Genomic DNA, 20,081 nt, shown 5'->3' on the forward strand with positions numbered 1-20,081 from the left:
CATCCTCAGTAAAGGTTCAGGAATCCCTGGAAAGCGCGGTGGAAGGCGTTGTCCGGCAGGCGCCCGAAGGCTGCCGCGGCTGCCTGCAACGATTCGGCCGATGGCCGGAAGTGGCCCGAGTCGTTGTCGACCGAAAAAATGCGCCCGCCCCGGATATCGACCATGCCGGCTGCCTGCACCTGCGGCTCGGCCCCGCCCACCAGCGTCGGGTGCGGCATGCGCTGGCGCACCCCGTCGACCAGCCCGCCGCGGGTGCCCATGATGATTTGGCCATCCTCGTTGACCACGTACATGAACCGTCCCGACATGCGGCTATTTTCGATCAGCCCGGTCGGGCTGAGTCTTTCCTCAAGCAAGCGCGCGGTGGGGTTGACCCGATACACACCATCGCTCAGCACACCGGCCGCTTCGTCGCCCGGCATCATCGCCAGCTGGCTGTTGTAGTTTGGCGTGGGCTGGGCGTTGAAGGTTTCCGCGATGCTGCCGGTGCGCACCACGCGCTCGCTGGCGATGCGCCCGATGCTGCCCTGGCGGTACAGCCCGCGCGACACTTGCAGGCCGCGCTGGGCCGAGGCCTGTTCGAGCGCCGCCACGCGCCGTCCCACCGCTTCCACGCCGCGCCGCACGGTCTGGCCGGCGGCGGTGGAGCCGGCCCGCGCGGCCGTGCGCGCAATGGCGCCGGCGGCGCCGCGTGCGCCGGACGCCACCGCCGACCTGATCGCGGCCGGCACCACGGCGCGTGTGGCCGCCGCAGTGGCGCGCCCCGCCACACCGATCGCGGCGGCGCCGGCGGCAGTGCCGGCAAAGGCGGCGGCGCCACCGATGGCGCCACCGATGGCGGCGCCGGTCACGGCGCCGGAACCGGCTTCGCTCAGGATCGCGCGCCCGGAAAACTCGGCCGTGCCCAGGCCCAGGGCGCGGCTGTTGACGGTCTGGCGCGTGGCTTCGCCGGCCGCGCCCGAGACAAAGCCGGCCGCCGCGCCCGAGGCGATGCCCACCCCGACCCCGGTGGCCACGGTGGCGGCGGTGCCGGTCAGGCCGATGCTGGCCACCGCGCCGGCCACGATCGGCGCCGCCGCGCCCGCCGTGGCGACGGTGACGACGGCGCCCACCACAACCACCGCCGCCACGATGGCCACCGTGCGCCAGCTCGGCATTTCCCACAGGCCGGTCGAGTCGTTTGAGCCGATCGGGCGGTTGCCGGCGTAGACGTACAGGTTATTGCCATCGCTCGCGCCGAGCGGGTCGGGCGAGGTCCAGCGGCACAGCCAGGGCGCCATGTAGCGCGCGCCATGGTAGTAAAAACCGGTTTCGGCATCGCGCTCCTTGCCGGTGTAGCGGTAGCGCTTGGGCACCTCGCGCCGCAGCGTGGACACCGATTGCAGCGCGCTTGAGCCAAACGGATGGAATTCTTCGTACGAGATGACGGCGCCGGCGTCGTCCAGTTCCAGCAGGGCGGTGCCGAGCGCGTTGCCGAACTGGTAGCAGACCAGCTGCGCGAGACCGCCGTCGCTGCCGGCGGTGCGCCGCTCGATCATGGCGATGCGCGCCTGGCCGTCGAGCACGTGCAGCGTTTCGCGCGCCACGCGCAGGCTGCCGTCGGCGCGCCCGTGCTCGACCCTTTCCCAGCGGCCCACGTAGACGCGGTCTTCGGTGGTGCCGTTGGCGCGCACCACATACTTGCGCACGCGGTTGCCTTCGCTGTCGTAATTGTGCCAGACATGGTCGCCGGCGCTGGTGACCACGTGCACCAGCCGGTTGTCCTCGTCCCATGCCAGGCTGGCCAGGTGGGGCATGGCGCTGGTGTTGCCGTGCAGGTCGTAGGCATAGTTCTCAGCCGGCGCCGCGCCCACGCTCGAGGCGAGCAGGCGGTTGTCGGTGCCGCCATGGGCGAAGCTGCGCGTCCACGCATGCGCCAGCGCGCCGCGCCCGGCGCTGTGGACGATCTGGTGCAGGTTGCCGGAGGCGTCGTAATCGAACCATTGCTGGTAGCGCTGCAGCGCATTGCCGTCGGCCTTGTGCGGCAGTCCCACGCGCCCGGCATCGCCCCAGTCGGGCGCCTCGCGCGCGGAGGCGTGTTCGCGTCCGCTGGCGCCGGCCAGCCGGTACACCGCGTCGTAGCTGAAGGTGCCGCCCGGCGCCACCGCGGCGTTGTTGAAGTACAGCGTGGACAGGGCGGCGTCGTCGATGGCGGTGACGTTGCCGACCGGGTCGTAGGTGTACGCCAGTTCCTGCAGCAGCGGGCCGCTGGCGCCGCGGCGCAGGCGGATGCGCGCCACGCGGTCGGTCTCGGCATCGTAGTCGTAGTCGGCCCGCACCCCGTTGCCGTAGCTGATGAAGCGGCGCTGCCCCTTGGCGTCGTAGTCGATGTCGGAGACGAAGCGGGTGGTCGCGCCGCCCACCGGCGTGACGTCGACCGTCTCGACCAGGTTGGTTTCGCTGTAGGCATACACTTCGACGCTGCCGTCCGGCGCGGTGAGGCTGGTCAGGCGGTTGAGGGCATCGTGGCGCGTGAGCGTCACATGGGCGGCAGCCGCGAGTGCCGGTGCGTGTCCGGCTTGCCAGTCGGGGATGGCGCGCGGGTCGGCCAGCACGCGGCGCGCCGTTTCCAGCACATTGCCGCGCAGGTCGTAGCGCGGCGTGGCGACGCTGCCGGCGCTGTCGTGCAGTTCGACCAGGCGGCCGTTGGCGTTGAGCGGCGCGTCGGCCGCGCCCCCGTAGCGGTGGTGCTCGCGCAGCACAGCGGGGCCGCCCGGCGTCCTGACCCAGAATTGCCACGGGCGCTGCATGGCGTCGTAGACGATCCACATCCGGTTGTCCTTGGCGTCGCCGGCCAGCGCCATCTTGCCCAGTGCGTCCGACAGGCGCCAGCGTGCGCCGCTGTCGGCGCTGACGGACGCGGCGCGCGTGCCGGACATGTCGTAGGCATGGCGCACGATCTCGACCCCGCGCGGGTCGCGCACGCGCCGCACATTGCCTTCGATGTCGGTCTCGCTGCGGGTGACCAGGAATTCGTCGACCGCCAGGCCGCTGGCGCGGTCGATGCGGCGGTTATGGTCGATCCGCGCCAACAGGTGGCCCAGGGCGTCGCTGTGCTCGACGGTCGGGGTGGCCGCGTGCAGGTCGGTCTGCAGGGCGGCATCGCGCGCCGCCGGGCCGCGCGCGCCGCCGATGCGCGCGCTGCGCCACGCCGAGGAAGGCGCCAGGTCGTTGCGGTCGTGCCGGGTGCGCGACCAGGCCGCGATGCGGGTTTCCTCGCGGCTGCCGTCGGGATGGTCGACGGCCACCAGCCGGCCCAGGCCATCGTGGTGGTTGCGGCGCGAGTGTCCCGCCGCGACCAGCGCGTCGGCGTCCTCATAGACATGGGTGAGCGCAAAGTACGGGCTGTATTCGAGCACCACGTTGCCCTTGTTGTTGGCCACCTTGCGTCCGCTGGCGACCCAGCGCGGGGCGCTGCCGCTGTCGACCGTCACGGCGACCGGTCCGTCCGGGGTGGCGCTCATGGTCAGCGCTTCGCCCGGTTCGGCCATCAGCTTGCGCAGCGCCACCCGTCCCATGCCGTCGGTGTAGTCGAAGGCGACCTGCAGCTGCCCCTGGACCCCCGCCGCACTTTCGTCGGCGGCGTGCATGGCGCGCCCGATCACGGCCGACCAGTTGGGCTGGCGCCGGTGGTCGCTGACGACCCGCGTGGTGGCGTTGCCCAGCAGGGCGCGCGCCTGGCCGGGCGGATCGGCGAAAAAGGCATCGATCTGGGCCTCGCTCAGGTCGGGGGCGAAGCCGGCCAGGGTATCGGCTTCGGCGCCCTTGCCCATCAGGGCGGAGCCGGACACCAGGCCGAGGCGGTCGTAGGCCACGCCAGAGAGGTTGTCGTTGATGTCGCGCACCTCGCGCGGCGCGACCACGTAAAAATCGATGTCCGTCACCGTGACGTGGTTGCCGGCGGCGTCGCGGATACGGTCGATCAGCAAATAATAGTCGCGGTATTCGCGCACTTCGGTGCGCTGGCCCATCGGGTCGATATACGCGTGCGGCCGGAAGAAGGCCGCTTGCGGGTCGGGCGGGTATTCGACCCGCCCCGAAGCGCTCCACCAGCGTCCCGCTTCTTCCAGGGGGAACAGGCCGGCGGCGGCCAGCGCCGCTTCGGCGCGGTAGCCCGCCGCGGCCAGGTCGGCCGCACCGACGTGGCTGCCGTACAGCAGGGCCGGCAGGGTGCTGTCGAAGGCGAGCCGGTAGCGCTCGTGCACGATGCCGCGCGCGGCCGCCACCCCCAGCGCCAGCGCGGTGTCGGGGTCGGCGTCGGCGGCGAACAAGGTGCGGTCCAGTTCGGTCAGGCGGCGGGCCGGGGTGGCCGGTTCGGGCGCGCCGTAGCTGCGCACGGCGGCGCCCAGGAAGGCCGCGTCGAGTTCGCCCGCGCTCCACGGCGCCACCGGTGCGCCGAGACCGGTCAGTTCGTAGGCGGCGCTCTCGAACAGGGCCCGGCTGCGCCACTGGCCCGGGGTGTCGATGTCGGCCGTGTAGCGGCGCGTTTGCACGGTGATGTGGCTGCGCCGCTGGGCCGCCGCCACCTCGGTGTCGAGGCCGGCCGGCGGCGCCGCGCGGCCGTACGCCACCTGGGCGCTGCGCAGCGGCAGGCCGCGGTCGTCGACGGCGAGGCTGAGCTGGGAGGTGATGCGCGGGTCGGCGGCGTCGCGTTCCATGTGGATCTCGGACGAACCGCTGTCGAGCGCCTGGTACACGCCGTAGCGTTGCCCGCCCTGCGCTTGCAGCAGGCCGATGCGGTAGGAATGGATGGTGATTTGATAGGGCAGTTCCTGCTGCGCCGTGCCGTCCAGCACGCATACCTCGGTGCGCAGCGGTTTCCCCTTGAGCACCCGGTGCGCCGCCAGGCGGTCGCGCGGCGCGTCGGGGGCGAGGTCTTCGTCGACACTGCCATCGAGGCCGGCGGCGGCGGCCGGCAGCGGCGCGAATTCGCCGGCCAGGCGCCGGTACAGGTCCCAGCCGGGAAAGGCGCCGGTATGGAACCACTGGCGCTGGCGTGTGGGCGCTTCGTGCAGGTCGGGCGCCGGCGCATTGCCCGCTTCGGCGCCGGCCAGGCTGGCGTAGCTTTCGGTGTCGGTTTCCTCGACCATGGCGAAGCCGCGAAATTCGCGGTCGCGCTGGTCGTAGTAGCCGTGCCGGTAGCGGTAGGTGGTGACGAAGCGGCTGTTGGTGACGCTATCGCGGATCTCCACCCGGGCCACGCAGGCGACCGGGAACGGCAGCCGGGTCAGCCACGGCTGGCCGGCGCGTTCGTCGTCGAGCAGGTACTGGGCCGAGCTGCGGTAGCCGATGTTGACCGTCTTGCCGGCGCCATTGTCGACTGCCGCCAGCAGGTAGGGCTTGGCGCCGCGGTACAGGTCGATCCAGGCCAGCGGGGTGCCGGCGTCGGCCGCCAGGCTGCTGGAGCGCACCAGGCAGGGCGTGCCCTCGGCCAGCAAGTCCATGACGATCAGGCGGGTCGCCGGCGCCGCGCCGCGCAGGTTCGGGAAGCGCACCGGCTGTGCCCAGCCGTTGCCGCCCTGGTTGATCGCCACCAGCGGCCCGGCATCGGATTCGTAGACCAGGTCGGATGCGCCGGTGCCGCTCAGGTCGGCCAGCTGCACGCGGCGTGCGTCGAAACGCTCCGGGCTGTCGAGCAGGGGGGCGCCATCCATGTCGATGCGCGCGCCGAAGCGGCCGTGGCCGAGATTGGGCCAGTAGGCCACGCTGTCGTGGCGCACCCGCACCACGTCGGCCAGGCCGTCGCCGCTCATGTCGGCCACGTGAATGCCCTCGCTCTCGTCGCCGAAGGGCAGGCGTTCCGGGCCGGCCGGCAGCGGCGCGCTGCGCCAGCGCCCGTGGCCCTGGCGGCCCAGGCTGTCGAGGTAGCGCAATTCGTTGTGGGCGGCGACGACGATTTCGGGGCGCCCGTCGCCATCGAGGTCGATCAGCTTGCGGCGCGCCTGCGGCGCCAGCACCGCCGCCCGCATGAAATGCACCAGCGGCCGGACCTTGCCGTCGTCGCCGATCGGGAAGTAGCCGTTCAGGCCGGGCGACTCCACCACGATTTCCTTGGCGCCATCGGCATCGAGGTCGCGCACCTGCAGCACGGCGCTGTCGATGCCGCTCAGCGATGGCCTGGACCAGACCTGCCGCGCCGGGCCGAAGCGCCCCTGGCCCAGGTTGCGCGCATACAGCCATGCATTCTCGACTTCGGACAGCAGGCCCGGTACGCCGTCGCCGTACAGGTCGAGTGCGTGGACTTCGCCCATCAGGCCCTCCGGGGCGTTGGGCAGGTCGGCGCGGCTGGCGCGGCTGACGCTGCGCGCCGGTTCGGCGGGGTGATAGGCGAACGTGGTGGGCGCCAGCGCGGTGCGGGCGACGCCGCCGGCGCCATCCGGCCGGTAGCCCGCTTCGGCCAGCGCGAGCAGGGTGTCGCATTCGATTGGCGCGCCGGCGGGCAGGCTGAAGTCCGCATGGGCGTAGCTCAGTTCGAGTCCCTTGACCGGAATCCAGGGCGTGATGGCGGCGCCCGGATCGAGTTCCTCGAAACGGTTCAGGAACAGAATGCGTCGGCATAACCGATACGTGCGCAGCTCGAAACCGGCGCGCCGGTCCGACAGCGGGTCGCCGCGCGCCATCCAGTCGCGCAGCTCGGCGGACCCGCGCTCCTCGCCGTGCTCGCCATAGTCAAACACGGCCTGGAAAAAGTAGCCGGGATCGAGCGGGCGCGGCGGGTCCCAGGGCGGCGCCTCGCCGGTCGAATAGGGATGGCGGTTGTTGTGGAAGATGCGCTTGAGGTAGCGGTTGGCAAACGTCGTGGCACCCGCGTGGCGGTTGGCCTCGCAGGCGCGCCGCGGCACGTTGGCCAGGTCTTCGGCCTTGTAGACGTATTCGAGGCAGTTGCCCTGATCGTCAAAGCGCCACTCGGGCAGCCAGCGGAACACGCGTTGCGGCGCCTGCGGATCGGCAATGCGGGCCGCGCCGCTGCGTCCGAAAATGGTGGTGGTGCCGTCGCCCGGCGAGATGCGCCAGTAGCATGCGGGCTCGCCGGCCAGGCTGATGCGTTCGATGCGCCAGAAGGTGCCTTCGCTGCGTGGCCGGTAGCGCTGGATGCGGTAACCATCGATCTCGTCGATGTCGGGTTCGGGTTCGCCGCCAAGACCGCTGCGCATGGCCGGTACCAGGTCTTCCACGCCGCTGAGCTGGAAGTCGTCACCGTCGGCTGCATCGTCGTAGCCCGGCAGGCGTTTGCCGGTGGCGCGCGTCACGCTCGGCAGGTCGAGCGTCCAGCCGGCACCGAACACGCCGGCGCCGCTGCCGGAATCGTAGTTGAGCGAATGGCCGGGAACCAGTGCGCCGCGGCCGGCCTGGAAGGGAAGGGGGATGGAGAGGGCCGACGTGCCATTGGCCGCGTTGACGCGAAATTTTTCATCGATCGCGCGGATGGCCCCGCCCCCCTTGGGCAACTCGAGCTTGGGGATCTCGATCCTGTTGCGCCTGGCTCCAGCGCCCGCGTTCGATTCGTTGTCCGTGTTCAAGGCTGGCCTTTAAACGTGGGGAATGCGGGCTCGAGGTGTAGGGAATAGTCTAGTCCGTGTTTCTGTAATTTCCACGACAAATTGAACTAGCTGTGGGGTGATTGATACACAAATAACTGCGAGTAATGGTTGCTGCATTCCGAAAATGCCAGCGCGCCCTGCGTGGGTCTGGATGTCCGATCAGCGCTGGCAATAGCGCCAGAAAAACAGTGCGACTCGTTGACGATGAGTTGTATTTTTCGGTATCGAATCAGCGGTCGCCGGAAGAGAATCGCGTTTTAACCACTCTTCCAGCGCGTATGCATGCTAAACATTTGAGTCGACTGCCTGTGCCGGGCGGAACATCGTTTGCCGATATCTGAGGTTCATGAGGGCGCGATGGCGGCTTTGTTTGAGCGAACTTTTCGCAGGAAAGCGAGTCTTGAATGTATTGATATTTCAAATGGCGACGGCAGGTCGGTACCGTTGGCAATCATGCTCTTGTCGGAGGGCTATCCAGCGCTCGATTGTAGCGGTCAGCGCAGCGTTTTCCTTTGGTACCTCGCCGCAGCGCCATCGAATGCTTTGCAGGCAATGAGCTTCACGCATCAGGGTCGATCTCCTGCTGGCGCGGTCTTTGTCCGCCAGCCTGGATTACCTACGTTAAGGAGCAGGGTCATGGATCGGGAACTTAAGACCAGTCCGTTAGCGGATTCGGATGACATGTCCGTCGAGGTTGGCTCAGCAATCTTCGGGGCCGCAGGTTTGTACACGTCGAAGATCAATACTGCATTGCAAGAAGAAATGATGCGATGGTTTTTCGAGTGGTACTCGCCACATGCCTGGAAAAAAAATTGGGCACCTGGGCGCGACTGTTTGCTACATCGACGCATGGCCCGGGTTACCGCTCGGCTTGATCGCGCCGCTGATGCCAGCCGTTGCACGCGGCCCCGACGGCAGTTCGGTACGCGCTGCGTCGGCGGGGCCCGGCCCTGTTTCAGGATTGGCGCCAGGCGAGGGCAACCATGCCCAGGACGGTGGCGCGACATTGCCGGAGGATTTAACCGAGGACGCAGACGGCCCCTGGCCCGACATGATTGAGCAGGTGAGCGAAGATCCACTTGCCCATATGCCCGCCGGGGACTTCAACGTTGCGCTGCATGAGCTGGAAGCCGCCGTGTACTCAGGCGAATTCACGCGCGACAATCCCTATGAACCGCCGCCCGGATACAAGCCAGCTTTCCGCCCGTGGCCAAAAGACAAGAGGACGGAGCCGTACGAGCTGTAAGCGCGCGCCGCTGCCGCCGAGGCCGGAGCTGTTCGTCAGGCTCGCACATAGCGCCGCAGCTCACGGCGACCGGGGAGGCACGATGACGCGATCAGTTTGCCCGCTCCAGGCGCCAGCGTTGCGGCGCCAGCCCATTCCCGCTCCACTGCTGGATCACGGCGCCGTCGAGCAGGCTGCCGTCGCGGTTGTCGAGCATCAGCCCACTGTTGCGGTTGCGCACGCCGACATGCTGGGTCGTGCCCGGCACCAGCTGCCACTGCTGGTTATAGGTCGCGCCGTAGGGCTGGGTCTTGACCGCCACCCCGGGCGCGGTGCTGTGGCCCGCCACGTCGACCACATTGCCGTTGTAGTTCGAGGTGAGCTTGAACCAGGCGCCGTCGACCGGGTCTAGCGACCACAATTGGTCGGAATTGTTGAGGTTCGTGAATTGCCAGATGGCGGCGCCGTTGGCCGCGGCGGCGCGGTCGATGCTCATCACCTTGCCGCTGGCCTCGTTGCGCACGCGGTACCAGATCGTGCCGCTTCCTTCGCCCGATGGGCGCGTCACGGGCGTGCCGGCAGCGAGCGGGGCGCCGATCACGGGAACGTCGCCATTCCAGCCCACCTTCTGGATGCGCGTGGTGCGCGAATCGCCGCAGCCCTGGCCGGTGGCGGGATTGGCATGGTAGACGATCCAGTCTTCGGTGCCGTCCGGGGACTTGGTAAAGCCGTTGTGGCCGGGACCAAAGGCGCCGTTGCCTTTTTGCAGGATCGGCGTGGCCGCCTTGCTCCAGTTGGACGGCATGGTCAGGTCCGCGCCCAGATTGGCGGTGAGCAGGCCGAGCTTGTAATCGTCGGTCCAGCAACCGCTGGCCGAGATACTCAGGTGCACCTTGTTGCCGTGCACGATGAATGCCGGCGCCTCGTTGACTGCCGCGCCGGACTTTTCCCAGGCGAGGGTCGGGGTGGAAATGACCGCGCCCATGCCGATGAGCGTGGTCGGACTGCTCATGCGCGCGATCTTGATGCGCTGCGGCTGCCCTCCGGAGATGTCCGACCAGGCCATGTAAAGCTGGCCGTTGATGTTGGCCACGGTCTGGTCGATCGCCCAGCTGTCCTCGCTGTCGGCCACCTTGACCGGTGCGCTCCAGGTGCCTGTGGTCGGATCGGCGCTGGGGTTGCGGATGGCAAACACGCGGTGCTGGTTGTCGGTGCCGGCGCCCGAAAAATAGATGTACCAGGCGCCGTTGATATGGTTGATCTCGGGCGCCCAGATTTCCTTGCTGGTGCAGTTATTGCCGCTGCAGGCCGCTGTCTTGACGAACACCGTGACCGGCGTGCGCGCGCCGATGCCCGACAGCGAGGGCGACTTGCGCAACTCCAGCTTGTCCCAGCCGGGCGCGGTCGAGACGAAGTAGTAGTTGCCATCGCTGTGGCGCATGACGTGGGGATCGGCCGAGGAGGCCGTGCTTGGCCCGACCGGGTTGATGAAGGTGGTCGAGGCGGCGCTGGCGAGGGCGGGCAAGAGCAGGGCGGCGACGCAGGCGGCGAGCCGTCCCGCCGGGATCACGGGTTGTTTTGACATTGGCAGTCTCCATTGGTGAACCGCCGCCTGTGGGCGGACGGTACGGCCATGGTGTGCCACGGCTCGCCAGCAGAGTATGGTCGCCGCGTCAAGGGCCGTCTAATCCCAAAGCGGACATCACGGACGATAAAAAAGTGATCGCAGATGGCGCGCTCGGCACGCGGCCGCGTTTGGCGGCGGCAGCGCTGAGCAGGTTCAAGAGCGCCGCCATGCGGGAACAGCCTGCGGCATGCGACTGCGTGCTGCTTGATCGGCCCATTGCCAGACACGCCACGGCGCCGCCGTCAACACTGTCGGCCCGGCCGGACGGTGAACTTGGGAACGCTTCATCGCCAATCAGCGCGACCAGTTTCCATTGGGCGTTGTTTGCCAACGTGTCCAGATGGCGTTGTCGGTGCCGCGCATGAAGGCGTTGAGGCGTCCATCCAGATAGAGCGCCGCTCCAGGACCGCTTGTGCCAACACCACCGAGCGACTCCCAGGCGTGCCAGTTCCCGTTGATATGGTCCTGCCAGGTATGCCAGAGCGCGTTGTCGGTGGACCGCGCGAAGACGGTCAGTCCACCGCCCGCATTCAATGTGGCGGCCGGCCCGCTTGTCAGTACGCCACCAATCGACTCCCAATCGGACCAGTTGCCATTGGGGCTGGTTTGCCATCGCGTCCAGATGGCGTTGTCGGTACCGCGAATGAACGCGTTCAGGCGTCCATCTTGATAGAGTGCGGCGCCCGGGCCGCTGGTACAGCTGCCTCCGAGCGACTCCCATGCGTGCCAATCCCCATTCATATGGTCCTGCCAGGTATGCCAGAGCGCGTTGTCGGTACCGAGTGCGAAGACCACTAGCCCCCCAGGTGCATTCAATGTGGCAGCCGGCCCGCTGGCGAGCACGCCACCGATCGACTCCCAATTCGACCAATTGCCGTTGGGGCTGGTTTGCCAGCGCGTCCAGATGGCGTTGTCGGCACCGCGTACAAATGCGTTGAGGCGGCCGTCCCGGTAAAGCGCGGCTCCTGGTCCGCTGGTACAAATTCCACCGAGTGACTCCCAACCGTGCCAGTTCCCATTGATATGGTCCTGCCAGGTATGCCAGAGCGCATCGTCCGATCCCCGTGCGAAGACGACCACCCCACCCGGCGCATTTAATGTCGCAGCAGGATCACTGGTCAGTCCACCGCCGATCGATTGCCATACGGGCCAGGTGATCCAATCCTCATAAATATCATCAATAAAGGCATGCCAAAGCCAGAAAATTGCCGCACAAGGAGAAAGGTCCAGTTGCGCCATGGCGCCACCCACGGTCCCGTGAACGGTGCCATGCCAATGTTGGAGCGGCATATCCGCCGCCAACGCAGCGACGCTGGGAAACGGGGACATATTCAGCAGGTGGGCGGGCATGGGCAGATTGGGCGTGGCGTTCAAAATGGTTGGCCCAACGCCTGCGTTAATCACGGCCGGCAGCATCTTGACCAAGGTAAACGAATCTGGAATGCGGGTGGCGGGGTCCCATTTCGGAAGCGGGACGAACTGAGGCAATCCTTGAGAAACGAGCCAGGACTCAAGTTTTCCGATGAATTGGCGATGTCCGTCGAAGAACGCTGCACTGCCGAGGTGATGCCATTGGTGCCCATTGCTGTGTTCGAGCCGTACCGCATCATCGATATAGGCGAGAATTTTCGAACTCAAGAGTTGTATATCTGCCGGTGAAAAACTTCCATCATTGATATGACGACGTTTTGCCATCTTGTTCTCCAAGAATTGTTTGCTGCAGGCCCTGTGCGCTCGAGAGCGCGCGGGATGCCGTCTTGCCGTGAGCGCCAGCATTGGCGTCATGCATTACGGTACCAGCGATTTGAAGCTGGCTTGACAGGGAAGGGGAATCGGCAGTCCTGCCGTTGCCCGCGTTGATGCGGAATTTTTTTCGATCGCGCGGATCGCGGCGCCGCCTGTGGGCAACTCCAGCGTGGGAATCACGATCCTGTTGCGCCCTGTTCCGGCGCCCGCGTTCGATTCGTTGTCCGCATTCACTGCAGGCCTTTCAACGTCTGTACCTCCGCGCTCGAGGTGTATGGAATAGTCTAGTTCATGGGTCTGCAATTCCCACTGTAAGATGAACTAGCTTGTGGGGCCGCTGATAGGCAAACTCGCTGTGGATGGCGATATCCGGGACATTGTTTACCCGCATAGGGGGTAGTCGGTCTGCACTGCGGCGTGGGCAATGCTTATCGCGTTTCCGGTGGCCTTTTATGCACGGCGACCGGATTGTGTCGTGGTCTTCGACGGATGGGCGCGGCAGGCGATGCAATCCTCGGCGCCGCCGGTAGTTGGCAGCGCCGTTGGGAGGAAGCATCGTGGCTTTTTTTCAGGATTGCCGTGCCCTTCGTGCTTCAGTTGGACGGCATGAAATAGGTGTACCAGGCGCGGTTGAGATGGTTGATCTCGGGCGCCCGGAGATCCATGTGGCGCAGCGCGAAAAAGTGATCGCAGCCGTCAAATTCAGAACTGCTCGTCAGGGCGCAGATAGCGCCATTGCCCGACCGGCAGGTCGCCCAGCTTGACCTTGCCGATACGCACGCGCTTCAGGCCAAGCACTTTCAAACCCACCATGTCGCACATGCGGCGGATCTGGCGTTTCTTGCCCTCCTTCAGCGTGAAGCTGAGCTGGTCGTCGTTTTGCCAGCGCACCTTGGCCGCCAGCAGCGGCTTGCCGTCCATCCACAGACCAAAGCACAGCTTTTTCAAATCCGATTCCGGCAGCTTGCCTTCCTTGGTGTACTGCACGCGCACCAGGTATTCCTTTTCGATGGCGGTATCCTGCCCGATCAGGGTCTTGGCCACGCGGCCATCCTGGGTGAGGATCAGCAGGCCGACCGAATCGATGTCGAGCCGTCCGGCCGGCACCAGCGAGCGCAACTGGGTCGGGTGGAAGGTTTCCGGCGACGGGTCGTCGGCCCAGCGGTTCTCGGCCTTGATGAGGGCCACGGCCGGCGTGTAGCCATCCTCGGCCTGGCCGCTGACGTAGCCCATCGGCTTGTTGATCAGCACGGTAACGCGCTTGGATTGCTCGGCCGCGGCCTGGCGCTCGACGGTGATTTTCTGGTGCGGCAGCACTTTGCTGCCCAGTTCGGAGATGACCTGGCCATCGACCCGCACCCAGCCGCGTGCGATCCATTCATCGGCTTCGCGGCGCGAAGAGAGCCCGAGTTCGGACATGCGTTTGGAGAGGCGTACTAATTCAGTCATGGCTTGCTTTGTAAAGGTTGCTAAGGGTTGCTGGAAAGGGGAGTTTTAAAACTTACACGCGCAGCGCGTCGAGCAGGTCGGTTTCGAGCTGGATCTGGTTGCGTGCGTTGTTGAGCACGGCGCTATCGACCAGGAACACGTCTTCCACCCGCTCGCCCAGGGTCATGATCTTGGCCGTGTGCAGGTTGATGCGGTAGCGCGTGAGTACATTGGCGATGGCGTAGAGCAGCCCGGTGCGGTCGTTGGCCGCGATCGAGAGCAGGTAATACTGGCCGCGCTCGTCGGGCCGCAAGTCGACCGTCGGCGTGAGCGGAAAGGTACGCGACAGGCGCGAGAGGCGTCCGCGCGTGGGCGCCGGCAAGGGCGCCTGCGAGGTCAGCAGTTCGCAAATCTCGTGCTCGATCAGGTTGATGATGTCGCGGTAGCTCTTGGCGAAGCTCTGCTCGGTCACCATGAAGGTATCGAGCGCGTAGCCGTGCCGTGTGGTGTGGATCTTGGCGTCGAGGATGCTGAAATTCTTGCGGTCGAAATAGCTGCAGATGCGCGCGAACAGATCGGGCTGGTCCTTGGCATACACCGCCACCTGCAAGCCTTCGCCAATCGGCGCCAGGCGGCATTTGACGACCGGCTTGACGCTGTCGAGCTTATCCCACAGCGAGCGCGTCTGCCAGGCGATGTCGGAAGCGTCGTGGCGCAGGAAGTAGGCGACGTCGAGCTGCTTCCACAAGTCGACGTGGGCGATGTCCGGCAGGCCGTACAGGCGCAGGGTGGCCATCGCTTCTTCCTGGCGGTTTTTCAGTTCGCGGTCGGCCGAATGCGGCTCGCCCCCGAGCACGCGCAGTGTCACGCGGTACAGGTCTTCGAGCAGCTTGGCCTTCCACGCGTTCCACACCTTGGGGCTGGTGCCGCGGATGTCGGCCACCGTGAGCAGGTACAGCGCGGTCAGGTGGCGCTCGTCCTTGACCACCTTGGCGAAGCTTTCGATCACGTCCGGGTCCGACAGGTCTTGCTTTTGCGCGACCTGCGACATGGTCAGGTGGTTTTCGACCAGGAACACCACCAGTTCGGTATCTTCCGAGCCGATGGCGTGCTCTTCGCAGAACTGGGCGGCGTCCACGGTGCCGAGCTTGGAATGGTCGCCGCCGCGGCCCTTGGCGATGTCGTGGAACAGCGCGGCCACGTACAGCAGCCAGGACTTGCGGAAATTGGCGATCAGCTGGCTGCAGAACGGGTATTCGTGCGCGTGCTCGGTCATCGTGAAGCGGCGCATATTGCGCACCACCATCAGGATATGCTGGTCGACCGTGTACACATGGAACAGGTCATGCTGCATCTGGCCCACGATGCGGCGAAAGTTCGGCAGGTAGCGCCCCAGGATGCTGGTATCGTTCATGCGCCGCAGCGCGTGCACCAGGCCCACCGGCGCCTGCAGGATGCGCAGGAAGAGGGCGCGGTTGACCGGATCTTCGCGGAATTTGGCGTCGATCTCGAAGCGCGCGTGCCACAGCGCGCGCATGGTGCGCGCCGTCATGCCCTTCAGGTGCGGGCGCTCGGTCATCAGCACGAACACTTCCAGCACCGTCGAGGGTTGCCGGGTGAAGGTATCGTCGTGCGCAATGTCGATCAGGCCGTTGACATCGTTGAAGCGCTCGTTGATCGCCTCGGCCTCGTTGGCCTCGGGGAACAGCTGCGCTTCGATATTTTGCAGCATGATGGTGTTGAGCTGGGTGACCGTCTTGGCCGCCCAGTAGTAGCGCTGCATCAGGTATTCGCTGGCGCGGCGCGCATTGATGCCTTCGCCGGTGGTTTTCAGTCCAAAGCTTTCCGCGATCGGGGTTTGGACGTCGAACACCAGGCGGTCTTCGCGCCGGTTGGCGTGCAGGTGCAGGCGCACGCGGATATCCTTGAAGGCGCGCTCCTTTTCCATCAGCTGGCGCGCTTCGGTCTGGGTGATCAGGCCGCGCGTGGCCAGCTGGCCCCAGGAGTTCGCCAGTCCGGCCGCCTTGGCCACCCACAGGATCACCTGCAGGTCGCGCAGGCCGCCCGGGCTTTCCTTGACGTTGGGCTCCAGACTGAAGGCGGTGTCTTCGTACTTGGCGTGGCGCAGGCGCATTTCGGCCGCCTTGGCGTGGAAAAACGCGCGCGGGTCGAGCGTGCCAAGGTAGCGTTCCTGCAATTGCTCGAACAGGACCGCAGCGCCGCACACCAGGCGCGCCTCTAACAGGCTCGTCTGCACCGTGATGTCGGCCTTCGACTCGCTCATGCACTCCTCGATGGTGCGGATGCTCGAGCCGATTTCCAGGCCCAGGTCCCACAGCATCTGCACCAGTTCTTCCAGCTTGGCCCGGGTGATGGCGTCGGCCGGTTCGGACAGTAGGATCAGCAGGTCGACATCGGAAAACGGAAACAGTTCGCCGCGCCCGTAGCCGCCCACGCCCACCAGCGCGGTAGAGGCGGGCAGGCCGACCGTTTGCCACGCTTCGGTGAGCACCTCGTCGACGCTGTGGCGCAGGCCGCGCAGCAGCTTTTCGGGCTTGCCGTCGGCGCGGAAGGCGGCGATCAGCACTACCCGCTCCGCCTTCAGCCTTTGCTTGAGGAGGTCGCGGGACTGCTTCTTGAGCGCGGCGGCGGGCATGGCGGCTCTGGCCTTAGGCCGTGACGGCGGCGCTGGCCTCGGTGATGAAGGCCGGCGGCGGCGGCGAGCCGGCCGAGACGGTCAGCACTTCGTAGCCGGTTTCGGTGACCAGGATCGTGTGTTCCCACTGGGCGGACGGTTTCTTGTCCTTGGTCTTGATGGTCCAGCCATCGCCCATTTCCTTGATCTCGCGCCGGCCGGCGTTGATCATCGGCTCGATGGTGAAGATCATGCCCGCTTCCAGGCGCTCCAAGGTGCCGGGACGGCCGTAGTGCAGCACCTGCGGCTCTTCGTGGAAGACCTTGCCGATGCCGTGGCCGCAGAATTCGCGCACCACGCTGTAGCCGTTCTTTTCGGCGTGCTGCTGGATCACGTGGCCGATGTCGCCCAGGTGCGCGCCCGGCTTGACCTGGGCAATGCCGAGCCACATGCATTCGTAGGTGACTTCGGAGAGGCGCTTGGCCAGGATCGACGGTTTGCCGACCAGGAACATGCGGCTGTTGTCGCCGTGGTAGCCATCCTTGATGACGGTGATGTCGAGGTTGACCATATCGCCATCCTTGAGCACCTTATCGCCCGGAATGCCGTGGCAGATCACGTCGTTGACGGAGGTGCAGATGGCTTTGGGGTAGGGCGTGTAGCCAGGCGGGCAATAGTTCAGCGGGGCGGGGATGGTGCCCTGTACGTTGACCATGTATTCGTGGCAAAGACGGTCCAGTTCGCCCGTGGTGACGCCGACCTTGACGAAGGGTGTGATGTAGTCGAGCACTTCGGAGCCGAGCCGGCCGGCGATGCGCATGCCTTCGATGTCGGCGGGGGATTTGATCGAGATGTTGGACATAGTTAGCAATCGGCAATAAAACAGTAAGAATCAGTAACAGGGGGATGATGGTGCGAAAACCCGTGCAAATATGGCGACCATTATAAGGGATAACTCCCTGTCGTTCCCGCGCCAAGGCGGCACTCGGCGGGAACCCAAGGCTGTACTGCAGTCGCTGGGCGGCCAACTTGGACTCCCGCCGAGTGCCGCCTTGGCGCGGGAGTGACGGGGACTTGAAATAATCCCCAAATGCGGTTAGAATCTCGGGTTGCTTGAATTCGCTTTCGGGCAATGTTGTCAAGTAATGCCACAAATCTTGTTAAAATCGCGAATCCGGTCGCAAAGGGTGCCTGTATGGTGACTGACCGGATTCCAGACCCAACCCTGGAGAATTACATGTCCGTAACAATGCGTGAAATGCTGGAAGCCGGTGTCCACTTCGGTCACCAAACCCGTTTTTGGAACCCAAAAATGGCGCCGTTCATTTTCGGCCACCGCAACAAGATTCATATCATCAACTTGGAAAAGACGATGGGTATGTATCAGGAAGCCATGAAAACCATCAAGCAAGTCGCGTCGAACCGCGGCACGATCCTGATGGTCGGCACCAAGCGCCAGGCGCGCGAAATCATCGCCGCCGAAGCTGCACGTGCTGGCGTCCCTTTCGTCGACCAGCGCTGGTTGGGCGGCATGCTGACCAACTTCAAGACCATCAAGACCTCGATCAAGCGCCTGAAAGACATGGAAGCGCAAGTGGAAGACGGTTCGGTTGAGAAGCTGTCGAAAAAAGAAGGCCTGATGTTCCAACGCGAAATGATCAAGCTGCAAAAAGCCATCGGCGGTATCAAGGACATGGGCGGCGTTCCTGACGCAATCTTCGTCGTCGACGTCGGCTACCACAAAGGTGCGATCACCGAAGCCGGCAAGCTGGGCATTCCTGTTATCGGCATCGTCGACACCAACCACTCGCCAGAAGGCGTGACCCACGTCATTCCGGGCAACGACGATTCGTCCAAAGCCATCATGCTGTACGCCCGTGGCGTTGCTGATGCGATCCTGGAAGGCCGTGCAAACGCCTCCAACGAAATCGTTGAACTGGTTAAATCGGCTGGCGACGAGTTCGTCGAAGTCTCCGAGCAGGCTTAATTGCCTCAGGCGCCCCTGAGGCGCCGCGGAAACCAAAAGGGGTAGCAGCAGCTCCCCCTTTTTTTTAAACAGAATATGTCACAAATTTAGGAGAAACACATGGCAGCGATTACAGCAGCGATGGTAGGCGAACTGCGCGCGAAAACCGACGCACCGATGATGCAATGCAAAAAAGCACTGACCGAAGCCGATGGCGACATGGCTCGTGCGGAAGAAATCCTGCGCGTCAAACTGGGCACCAAAGCGACCAGCAACGCTACCCGCATCACCGCTGAAGGCGTTGTAGCAACCTTCATCGCTGGCAATGTCGGCGCCCTGGTTGAAGTCAACAGCGAAACCGACTTCGTTGCCAAGAACGACGACTTCCTGGCCCTGGCGAACAACGCCGCGCGCCTGGTTGCGGAAAACAACCCTGCCGACGTCGCCGCCCTGCTGGCCCTGCCACTCGATGGCAAGACCCTGGACGAAGTGCGTATCGCCCTGATCGGCAAGATCGGCGAAAACATGACGATCCGCCGCTTCCAGCGTTTCGACACCACCGGCAAGCTGGCGTCGTACCTGCACGGCACCCGTATCGGTGTTGTGGTCGACTTCGAAGGCGCCGACGAGCAAGTTGGTAAAGACGTGGCCATGCACATCGCCGCCATGAAGCCAGTGTCGCTGTCGTCGGACCAGGTGCCTGCCGAACTGATCGAAAAAGAGCGCTCGGTTGCTGCTCTGAAAGCTCAGGAAGATGCGGACAAAGCCGTTGCCGAAGGCAAGCCGGTACAATCGGCTGAAATCCTGGCCAAGCGCCTGGAAGGCTCGATCCAGAAGTATCTGAAAGAAGTGTCGCTGCTGAATCAATCGTTCGTCAAGAACGACAAGCAATCGATCGAACAGATGCTGAAAGAAAAAAGCACCACCGTGAAAGCATTCACGATGTATGTCGTTGGTGAAGGCATCGAGAAAAAGCAAGACGATTTCGCTGCAGAGGTTGCGGCGCAAATGGCTGCGAACAAGCAGTAAGTGTGAAAGCGGGCCGGAAGGCCCGTTTTTTTAATCTGCGCACATGAAAGTGTGCGCACGGCAAGACCGAATACAAACCGTCATTTTTTGGAGCCCACCCCCATGTCGAAACCAGCCTACAAACGCGTACTCCTGAAATTGTCTGGCGAAGCACTGATGGGCGATGATCCTTACGGCATCAACCGCGCCACCATCGAGCGCATGGTCGCCGATGTCGCGGAAGTAGCGAACCTGGGCGTGGAACTGGCCGTCGTCATCGGCGGCGGCAACATCTTCCGCGGCGTCGCACCCGGCGCCCAGGGCATGGACCGCGCCACGGCCGATTACATGGGCATGCTGGCCACCGTGATGAATGCGCTGGCCCTGGCCGACGCCATGCGCCACGTCGGCATCGTCGCCCGCGTCATGTCGGCCATCGCCATCGAACAGGTGGTCGAGCCTTACGTGCGCCCGAAAGCGCTGCAATACCTGGAAGAAGGCAAGGTTGTCGTGTTCGCCGCCGGCACCGGCAATCCCTTCTTCACCACCGATACCGCCGCCGCGCTGCGCGGTTCGGAAATCAGCGCCGAAATCGTGCTCAAGGCCACCAAGGTCGACGGTGTCTACACCGCCGATCCGAAAAAGGACCCGAACGCCACGCGCTACGAGTCGATTACCTTCGACGAAGCCATTTCCAAGCACCTGCAGGTGATGGATGCGACCGCGTTCGCGCTGTGCCGCGACCAGAAGCTGCCGATCAAGGTGTTCTCCATCGTCAAGCCGGGCGCGCTCAAGCGCGTGATCATGGGCGAAGACGAAGGTACACTGGTACACGTTTAATATCATTCAGAGCTACAGGAGAGCAG

The 20,081-nt window shown here is 65.1% G+C and carries 10 protein-coding genes; 4 read left to right on the forward strand and 6 right to left on the reverse strand.

Translation table 11 applies throughout. The features are described 5' to 3' along the window. Nucleotides 1–5 precede the first annotated feature (5 nt). Nucleotides 6–7,559 carry a SpvB/TcaC N-terminal domain-containing protein gene (locus RBA40_RS10135; RefSeq protein ID WP_306647784.1) on the reverse strand — a complete coding sequence of 2,518 codons (7,554 nt, stop codon included), beginning with the start codon at nt 7,557–7,559 and terminating at the stop codon, nt 6–8. 817 nt (nt 7,560–8,376) lie between these two features. Between RBA40_RS10135 and RBA40_RS10140 the strand changes: the two genes are divergently transcribed. Then, the gene (locus RBA40_RS10140; RefSeq protein ID WP_306647785.1) at nt 8,377–8,826 is read left to right on the forward strand and encodes a hypothetical protein; all 450 of its coding nucleotides are present in this window, start codon (nt 8,377–8,379) and stop codon (nt 8,824–8,826) included. 91 nt (nt 8,827–8,917) lie between these two features. Here RBA40_RS10140 and RBA40_RS10145 read toward each other — a convergent pair whose 3' ends face one another. The 5 genes from RBA40_RS10145 to map form a co-directional block, all read right to left on the reverse strand. Further along, complete coding sequence (locus tag RBA40_RS10145) at nt 8,918–10,390, reverse strand: family 43 glycosylhydrolase (RefSeq protein WP_306647786.1); 1,473 nt, start codon at nt 10,388–10,390, stop codon at nt 8,918–8,920. 336 nt (nt 10,391–10,726) lie between these two features. Then, the gene (locus RBA40_RS10150; protein WP_306647787.1) at nt 10,727–12,127 is read right to left on the reverse strand and encodes a PLL family lectin; all 1,401 of its coding nucleotides are present in this window, start codon (nt 12,125–12,127) and stop codon (nt 10,727–10,729) included. Nucleotides 12,128–12,880: 753 nt separating this feature from the next. Next, entirely contained in the window at nt 12,881–13,627 is a 747-nt protein-coding gene (locus RBA40_RS10155) for a pseudouridine synthase (RefSeq protein ID WP_306647788.1), read from the reverse strand. A 52-nt stretch (nt 13,628–13,679) separates the two neighbouring features. After that, nucleotides 13,680–16,262: a [protein-PII] uridylyltransferase gene (locus tag RBA40_RS10160; RefSeq protein ID WP_306647789.1), complete on the reverse strand. Its 2,583-nt coding sequence runs from the start codon at nt 16,260–16,262 to the stop codon at nt 13,680–13,682. 13 nt (nt 16,263–16,275) lie between these two features. Further along, entirely contained in the window at nt 16,276–17,103 is an 828-nt protein-coding gene (map, locus tag RBA40_RS10165; protein ID WP_306647790.1) for a type I methionyl aminopeptidase, read from the reverse strand. 375 nt (nt 17,104–17,478) lie between these two features. Between map and rpsB the strand changes: the two genes are divergently transcribed. The 3 genes from rpsB to pyrH all read left to right on the forward strand — a co-directional run bounded on the left by rpsB (nt 17,479) and on the right by pyrH (nt 20,055). After that, nucleotides 17,479–18,228 (forward strand): 30S ribosomal protein S2, encoded by a 750-nt coding sequence (rpsB, locus tag RBA40_RS10170; protein ID WP_099878156.1) that lies wholly within the window; start codon nt 17,479–17,481, stop codon nt 18,226–18,228. A 99-nt stretch (nt 18,229–18,327) separates the two neighbouring features. Beyond that, on the forward strand, nt 18,328–19,236 hold the full coding sequence (tsf, locus tag RBA40_RS10175) for a translation elongation factor Ts (protein WP_099878159.1): 909 nt from the start codon (nt 18,328–18,330) through the stop codon (nt 19,234–19,236). A gap of 102 nt (nt 19,237–19,338) precedes the next feature. Next, nucleotides 19,339–20,055, forward strand: a complete 717-nt coding sequence (gene pyrH / locus RBA40_RS10180; protein ID WP_054262915.1) for a UMP kinase — start codon at nt 19,339–19,341, stop codon at nt 20,053–20,055. The last annotated feature ends 26 nt before the right edge of the window (nt 20,056–20,081 follow it).

Source organism: Massilia pseudoviolaceinigra (assembly GCF_030846505.1).
Classification (GTDB): Bacteria; Pseudomonadota; Gammaproteobacteria; order Burkholderiales; family Burkholderiaceae_D; genus Telluria_A; species Telluria_A violaceinigra.

Bases quoted from the DNA above. Each gene is read 5' to 3' on its own strand.
- RBA40_RS10155 (WP_306647788.1), bottom strand. From the start codon at position 13,627: ATGACTGAATTAGTACGCCTCTCCAAACGCATGTCCGAACTCGGGCTC.
- pyrH (WP_054262915.1), top strand. From the start codon at position 19,339: ATGTCGAAACCAGCCTACAAACGCGTACTCCTGAAATTGTCTGGCGAA.
- RBA40_RS10140 (WP_306647785.1), top strand. From the start codon at position 8,377: ATGCCTGGAAAAAAAATTGGGCACCTGGGCGCGACTGTTTGCTACATC.
- map (WP_306647790.1), bottom strand. From the start codon at position 17,103: ATGTCCAACATCTCGATCAAATCCCCCGCCGACATCGAAGGCATGCGC.
- RBA40_RS10145 (WP_306647786.1), bottom strand. From the start codon at position 10,390: ATGTCAAAACAACCCGTGATCCCGGCGGGACGGCTCGCCGCCTGCGTC.
- rpsB (WP_099878156.1), top strand. From the start codon at position 17,479: ATGTCCGTAACAATGCGTGAAATGCTGGAAGCCGGTGTCCACTTCGGT.
- tsf (WP_099878159.1), top strand. From the start codon at position 18,328: ATGGCAGCGATTACAGCAGCGATGGTAGGCGAACTGCGCGCGAAAACC.
- RBA40_RS10160 (WP_306647789.1), bottom strand. From the start codon at position 16,262: ATGCCCGCCGCCGCGCTCAAGAAGCAGTCCCGCGACCTCCTCAAGCAA.
- RBA40_RS10150 (WP_306647787.1), bottom strand. From the start codon at position 12,127: ATGGCAAAACGTCGTCATATCAATGATGGAAGTTTTTCACCGGCAGAT.